General features: G+C 49.4%; 7 protein-coding genes. 5 read left to right on the forward strand and 2 right to left on the reverse strand.

Annotated elements, in window-relative coordinates:
* Both Q0095_RS03020 and Q0095_RS03025 read right to left on the reverse strand, forming a co-directional pair.
* Positions 1 to 167 (reverse strand): AIR carboxylase family protein (locus Q0095_RS03020; protein WP_297881252.1); only part of this gene is annotated, 167 nt, incomplete at its 3' end.
* Positions 164 to 1,426 (reverse strand): peptidase U32 family protein, encoded by a 1,263-nt coding sequence (locus Q0095_RS03025; protein WP_297881240.1) that lies wholly within the window; start codon positions 1,424 to 1,426, stop codon positions 164 to 166. The genes Q0095_RS03025 and Q0095_RS03020, both read right to left, overlap by 4 nt.
* A gap of 71 nt (positions 1,427 to 1,497) precedes the next feature.
* Here Q0095_RS03025 and Q0095_RS03030 point away from each other — a divergent pair, with 71 nt between their 5' ends.
* The 5 genes from Q0095_RS03030 (at position 1,498) to Q0095_RS03050 (ending at position 6,593) form a co-directional block, all read left to right on the forward strand.
* A complete protein-coding gene (locus tag Q0095_RS03030; protein WP_297881242.1) occupies positions 1,498 to 2,286 on the forward strand; it encodes a histidinol-phosphatase in 789 nt (262 codons plus the stop codon).
* A gap of 226 nt (positions 2,287 to 2,512) precedes the next feature.
* On the forward strand, positions 2,513 to 3,940 hold the full coding sequence (gene glnA / locus Q0095_RS03035) for a type I glutamate--ammonia ligase (protein ID WP_297881244.1): 1,428 nt from the start codon (positions 2,513 to 2,515) through the stop codon (positions 3,938 to 3,940).
* Between the two features lie 129 nt (positions 3,941 to 4,069).
* Complete coding sequence (locus Q0095_RS03040; protein ID WP_297881246.1) at positions 4,070 to 5,323, forward strand: ComEC/Rec2 family competence protein; 1,254 nt, start codon at positions 4,070 to 4,072, stop codon at positions 5,321 to 5,323.
* 79 nt (positions 5,324 to 5,402) lie between these two features.
* Positions 5,403 to 5,693 (forward strand): YciI family protein, encoded by a 291-nt coding sequence (locus tag Q0095_RS03045; RefSeq protein WP_297881248.1) that lies wholly within the window; start codon positions 5,403 to 5,405, stop codon positions 5,691 to 5,693.
* Positions 5,694 to 5,705: 12 nt separating this feature from the next.
* Positions 5,706 to 6,593, forward strand: coding sequence for a hypothetical protein (locus Q0095_RS03050; protein ID WP_297881250.1), 888 nt, complete (start codon positions 5,706 to 5,708; stop codon positions 6,591 to 6,593).
* The last annotated feature ends 298 nt before the right edge of the window (positions 6,594 to 6,891 follow it).

Genomic DNA, 6,891 nt, shown 5'->3' on the forward strand with positions numbered 1-6,891 from the left:
CCCTTTTTCTCGGCGTCCGCGACGTATTTAGCCGTGCGGGCGGGGCTTCGGTGCGCCGAAGATACGATCATCTCGTACGCCGCGCCAAATTCGTTTAGAATTTTAGCCGCCTCGTAAACGACCTCGTAATCGCTCTTTGAGCCCATTATTATAGAAACAAATTTCATTCTATCTCCTTTCTTAAAAAGCAAAACTCCGCGAGCTTCGCAGGCAGCTTAATCTCATTTAGATTGCCGCTGTGAATCTCGCCAAATTCCTTACCGCTACGGCTTTGCAGCCTCTTAAATTTTAAATACGGCTTGCCGTCAAGCTCAAAAATTTCGCCGATTTCATTATCGCAAGCGCAAATTTCAAAGCCGCGCGGGGCAAAAATTTCATACGAAACGCCGGGTAAAATTTTATCCTTGACGCTTATAAACTCGCCGTCCTGCGAGATCGCGCAAACCTGATGCGTGCCAAGCTCGATGCTGCGGTCTAAATTTTGCGTATCCTCTCGCTCGTACGGGCGCTTTATCAAATATCCGTCGCTAAAGCCGCGGTTTTTAAGCGTCGCGATCTCGCGCTCGTAAACACTGGCCTCAAATTTATCGCTCGCGGCATCGTCGATCGCCGCGCGGTAGGCGTTCGTGGCGCATGCGACGTAGTATTCGCTCTTGGTGCGCCCTTCGATTTTGAAGCTGTCGATCGCGCCCGTTTGCATGATCTTTTGCACGTGCGAAATGAGGCTAAGATCCTTCGCGTTCATTACGAAAGTCCCCTCCCCCTCGCGCTCTTGCAAGCGAAAAAGCGCGCTGGTTTCGGGATTTTTCGCATAAAGCTCGTAGTTAAATCTACAGTCGTTCGCGCAACTTCCGCGGTTGCTGAAGCGCCCGCTTTGCATCGCGCTAACAAGACAGCGCCCGCTGTATGCGAAGCACATCGAGCCGTGCACGAAAATTTCAATCTCTAAATTTGGAATTTTATCTTTGATCTGCACGGCGTCTTTGAGCGTCATTTCGCGCGCCGCGACAATGCGTACGGCGCCCAGCTCCGCCCAAACCTGCGCATCTAGATAATTTAGCACGTTAGCTTGGGTAGAGACGTGAATCGGAATCTCAGGCGCTACGGCTCGCGCAAGGCTCGCGACGCCCAAAGTGGCGATTAAAATTCCATCTACGCGCAGGTCGCGAAGAAATTCCAAATGCCTTTCGATGTTTCCTAGCTGGCCGTTGGTCGCAAAGCCGTTTACGGTCGCGTAGAGCTTCTTGCCGCGCTCGTGAGCGTACGCGACGCCCTGTGCAAAGCTTTCCTTGCTAAATTCCTTCGCGCTTCGCTGGCGCAGCGAAAATGAGCCGGTGCTTGCATACACGGCGTCCGCGCCGTAAGCTAGGGCGATTTTTAGTTTCGTTAAATTCCCAGCAGGAGCTAAGAGTTCGGGTTTTTTCAAATACATTCCTAGTGATTTTTTAAGCACGATTTTACTACAATTTAGCCAAAATTTTATTTAAGGAGCAGTTGATGCGAGCCGATCTACACAACCACACCTATCTTTGCAACCACGCTAACGGCGAGCCGCGACAGTATTTGGAAGCGGCGATCGCACGAGGCATAGAAATTTTCGGCTTTGCAGATCACGCGCCGATGAACTTCGATCAAAAATACCGAATGAGCTTCGAGCAGATGGAGCTTTATGAGCGGATGATTAGGGATCTGCGGGACGAGTTTAGCGGGCGGATCGACGTGCGGCTGGGATACGAGGTCGATTTTATGACGAAAAAAGAGCTAATGGATGAGCGGATTTTCGAGCGCGAGGTTGATTATCTCATCGGCTCGGTGCATTTTTTAAACAACTGGGGCTTTGATAACGAGGAATTTTTAGATCAGTGGAGCGGGCGCGAAATAGACGACGTTTATCGCGAATACTTTGCGCTGATCTGCGCGCTGTGCAGAAGCGGTAAATTCGACATTTTAGGGCATATGGATCTGATTAAAATTTTTAAATTTACTCCGAAAAAAGATATTAGAGTTTTAGCAGGCGGCGCGATAAATGCGATCAAAAAAAGCGGCATCGTCGTAGAGCTAAACTCCGCGGGGCTTCGCAAGCCCGCGAATGAAATTTATCCAAGCGACGCGCTTTTGGCTATGCTAGCGGATGCGGACGTGCCGATCACGCTTAGCTCGGACGCGCACTCGGTAGCTCAAGTAGCGCTAAACTACGATAAAATTTACGCCAAAGCGCGCGAGTTCGGCTACGAGCGGATCGCCGTTTTCAAAAATCGCGAGCGGCAGTTTGTAAGTCTGGCGTAAATTTACGGCGGTCGCCTTTAAATTTAAAAAGGCGCGGCGCTGCAAATTTTAAAATTTCAAAATCTTCGGCGGCGTGAAAATTTCAGATTTCAAAAGGCACGGCGGCGAGAAATTTTAAAAATCGCGGTGCGCAAAACGGCGCGCAGATAAAGTCGAATTTCAACTAAATAATGTTAAAATCCGCCATTAAATTTAGCCCAAATACGGGCGGAAAAAAGGAAAAAATATGGGAAAATTTGTTAATGACGTGAAGGAATTTTTTAAATTTTGCGATGAAAACGAGGTCGAGTTCGTGGATTTTAGATTTACCGATCTAAAGGGTACCTGGCACCACGTCGCTTACAACTACAAGCGCCTGCCGAAGGACTTCGCCGACGGAATTCCATTTGACGCAAGCTCGGTAGCGGCATGGCAGCCAATCGATAAATCCGATATGATGCTAAAGCCCGACGTGCAAACGGCGTTTTTAGATCCATTCACCGCGGACGTTACGATCATCGTCATCTGCGACGTTTACGATATCTACAAAAACGAGCTTTACGAAAAATGCCCGCGCTCGATCGCTAAAAAAGCCGAGCAGTTTCTACAAACCACGGGTCTTGGAGATACCTGCTATTTCGGGCCGGAGAATGAGTTTTTCGTTTTCGACGACGTAAAGATCATCGACGATATGAACTGCGCGATGTTTAAGGTAGATACCGAAGAGGGGCATTGGAACAGCGGCAAAAACTACAAAGACGGCTTTAACAGCGGCCACCGCCCGGGCGTAAAGGGCGGCTACTTCCCCGTCCAGCCCGTCGATTCGATGGTCGATCTGCGCGCCGAGATGCTAAAGGTACTTGAGCAGATCGGGCTTGAGACCTTCATCTGCCACCACGAAGTAGCGCAAGGCCAAGGCGAGATCGGCGTTAAATACGGCACTCTCGTCGAGGCCGCCGACAACGTGCAAAAATACAAATACGTCGTAAAGATGGTCGCGCACCTAAACGGCAAGACCGCTACCTTTATGCCAAAGCCGCTCTACGGTGATAACGGCAGCGGAATGCACGTGCACCAATCGATCTGGAAAAAGGGCAAAAACACCTTTTACAAAAAGGGCAACTACGCAAATTTAAGCGACGCGGCGAGGTGGTATATCGGCGGCGTGCTAAAGCATGCGCGCAGCGTCGCGGCGTTTACGAACCCGAGCACCAATAGCTACAAGCGCCTGATCCCGGGCTTTGAGGCGCCGTCCATTCTAACTTATTCGAGCCAAAACCGCTCCGCTTCTATCCGCATCCCTTACGGCAGCGGCGAGCACTCGGTGCGCGCGGAGATGCGCTTCCCCGATAGCACCGCATGCCCGTATTTGGCATTTGCGGCGATGCTGATGGCGGGGATTGACGGTATCAAAAACAAAACCGAGCCGGTGGGGCCGATGGATGAGAATTTATTCAAGCTGCACCTGGATGAGATCCGCGAGCGCGGCATCGAGCAGCTTCCGCACACGCTTCGCGGCAGTCTAGAAGCAGTAATCCGCGATAATGAGTATCTGCGCCCGATAATGAGCGAGCTTTTTATCGAGACCTATCAGCATTTTAAATTTGAAACTCAGGTTTGGCCTTACGAGGCGCGCCCTACGCCGTTTGAGTTTGCGACGAATTATTCGTGCTAAGATGGGCTTATTTTATGCCGCGCCGTCCGGTTTTTACGAGGCGGTGCGGCATAGAGCCTTGGAATTTTAAAATTTCGCCACGCTCGAACTTTTAAAGCTCTACCGCATGCGCGAACTTAAATACCGCCCGTGAAGCTTCAACTCTTTTACCGAAAACGTGAAATTTTATACTTTCTGCTCATTTTGCTTGGAATTTTATCGATAAACTTAGGTCTGAAATTTTATGAATTCAAAGAATTCCGCGAGAAAAACTACGCCTTTTACGACGCGCAAATTTTAAACGCCTACGCCAAAACCAATGAGCGCGGCCGCACCTACACGGTGCTAAAGCTCAAAACGGCGGATTTCACCCTCTACACGACTGCCGGGCTCGGGCGGGAATTTCACCGCTTCGCGCGCGTAAGTATCGGCATCGTAACCAAAAACGTAAAATTTTTGGATTTTTTAAAGCAGCGTTTTTACGCGCCAAATTTTAAAATCGGAGACGAGCTTGCGCCCTCCGGGGCAAAATGGCACGCCATAGAGTTCGTCCGAGCCCAACACGAAGATGAGATGACGGCGGATCTTTACTCCGCGCTGTATTTTGCGACCGAAATTTCAAAACCGCTGCGCACTAGCGTGACGAACTGGGGCATAGCGCACATCATTTCGATCAGCGGCTTTCATCTGGGCATTATCTTTAGCACCGTCTTTCTGCTTGCAATGCCGATATATCGCTATTTTCAGGATCGCTACTTTCCATACCGCAGCGCGAGGCGCGATCTTAGCGTATTCGTGATCGTGCTGATGAGCGGATATCTCTTCGTGCTTGATTTTACGCCGAGCTTTCTGCGCTCGCTTGCGATGTGCTGCGTGGGGTTTTTCCTCGCGATGCGAAATTTCTACGTACTTAAATTTACGAACCTCTTCCTAACGATCGCGCTTCTGCTCGCGTTTTTCCCGCATTTAGCCTTTTCGATCGGATTTTATTTCTCCTGCCTCGGCGTGCTGTATATCTTCCTCTACCTGCACCACTTCGCGCCTAAATTTAAGCTCTGGCAGAACGTCATACTTTTCAACCTCTACGTTTGGCTCAGCATGAACGTAGCGGTCTATTATTTCTTCCCGACCGCTTCGCTGCAGCAGCTTAGCGTCATGCCACTAGGATACGTGTTTGTAATCTTTTATCCGCTGAGCATATTTTTGCATCTATTCGGGCTCGGCGGCGCGCTCGATACGCCGCTGCTTGCGTTTTTAAACTTTGCGCTACCGAGCTTTCAGGCGCAAATTCCGCCGCTTCTTTTCGCGCTCGCAAATATCTGCGCGCTTGCTGCGATAAAGCTTCGCTATGCAGCGCTTGGCTGCGCGATAATCGGAATTTCGCCGATATTTTTTATAACGTAGCGCGCGAAAATTCCGGCGGGAATTTTATCCGTTGGAATTTTATGCTAAAATCGCGCTTTAAATCTCACAAAGGATCAAAATGTTTATTGCAAACCTCACTTACGTTAAAGAAATTAGCGAAATCGATCGCTTCATCAACGAGCACAACGCGTTTTTAGACCGATTTTATGCGGCGGATAAATTTATCTGCTCGGGGCGCAAAGTCCCTCGCACAGGCGGTATCATCTTAATCAACGCCAAAAACCGCGCGGAGCTTGATGAGATCATCGCGCAAGATCCGTTCTTTCAAAACGGCGTCGCAAAATACGAGATCATAGAATTTACGCCGACGAAATTTGCGCCCGAGTTTTGGCGACTTTTCGGCGAATAATAAGGATCGAATTTGACACACTTTATCATAGATGACGAAAATATCGACGTAGATAATATCTTCGACGTCGTAAATCTCAAAGAGGGCGATGAGCTGAATATAGTCTCCAACACCGCCAAAAAGATCGGCGCCTTGACTCTTGCGCGCCTATCGAAGATGGGCGTTAGCATAGGTGAAGTCTTTACGATCGGCAAGCAAAGAAAGGATTTCGCCGATAAGATCATCGTGTTTTTGATGGGCAAGCTCTGCGGGCAGGAGGGCAAGATCGGCATCGTCAGCAACGATAAATTTTACGACGACGTGATAGAATTCTTTAATAATCTAAACTACCGCAAAAATCCTAAATTTGAAAAGATCAGTCTGGCCTCGCATGCCGCAGAAGTGAACGCAAAGCAAGGCAAAGCAAACGGCATGGCGGAGAAAAAAGCCCAAAAAGCGGAGCCGAAAGCCACAAAGCAAGAGCCAAAGGTTCAAAAGCAAGGGGTAAAAGCCTCGAAAAAGGAGCCCAAAACCGCAAAGCAGGAGCCGAAGGCCGCACAACAGGAACAAAAGGCTGCAAATTTTAAAATCGCCAAAGCGGACATTGCCGCGGCGGAGGCGCTGATACCCCAGTGCGTGAGTCTGCAAGCCCTCTATGCCGCGTGCGTCGCAAAGCTCGGAAGAGCCAAAGGCTGCGAGGCCTACCGCGAGATCAAGGACGGCGCGCGGACGCGATACGCAAACATCACCTATGATAGCGATCTAAAAGACGGCGCCGTAAGGCGAAACGCGATCAAGCTCTACCGCGAAAGCGGCGGCGATATGGCGGAATTTCACAATAAGCTGACGAGCGAATACAAACACGCAGGTCCTGAAATTTATAAGGAATTTAAAGAAAAACTCGTCGGTAAGATGATCTAGGCGACTCGGGCGCAAGGATTTAAGGCGCAGCGATAGAGCGCATCGCGACGTAGCAGCTAAAGCACGATCTGGCAGGGCGTTAGATGCGTCGTTACGGCGTGCGGTATGATGCAGCGCAACCCGAAATAAAACTATTTGTTTGCGCGGCATGTCGTCTTATTTTTACTGTATATAACCAAACAGAACCTAGTCACTTAGACATAGTAGCAGAATAAAGATATGTAGGATAAATTTCATTCTGCTAGGTCTAATATGGACTTAATCATAGTCAAAGTCCTCCAAATCATACCCGAAGGTA

The sequence above is a fragment of the uncultured Campylobacter sp. genome (assembly GCF_938045535.1).
Lineage (GTDB): Bacteria > Campylobacterota > Campylobacteria > Campylobacterales > Campylobacteraceae > Campylobacter_B.

Bases quoted from the DNA above. Each gene is read 5' to 3' on its own strand.
- Q0095_RS03030 (WP_297881242.1), top strand. From the start codon at position 1,498: ATGCGAGCCGATCTACACAACCACACCTATCTTTGCAACCACGCTAAC.
- glnA (WP_297881244.1), top strand. From the start codon at position 2,513: ATGGGAAAATTTGTTAATGACGTGAAGGAATTTTTTAAATTTTGCGAT.
- Q0095_RS03045 (WP_297881248.1), top strand. From the start codon at position 5,403: ATGTTTATTGCAAACCTCACTTACGTTAAAGAAATTAGCGAAATCGAT.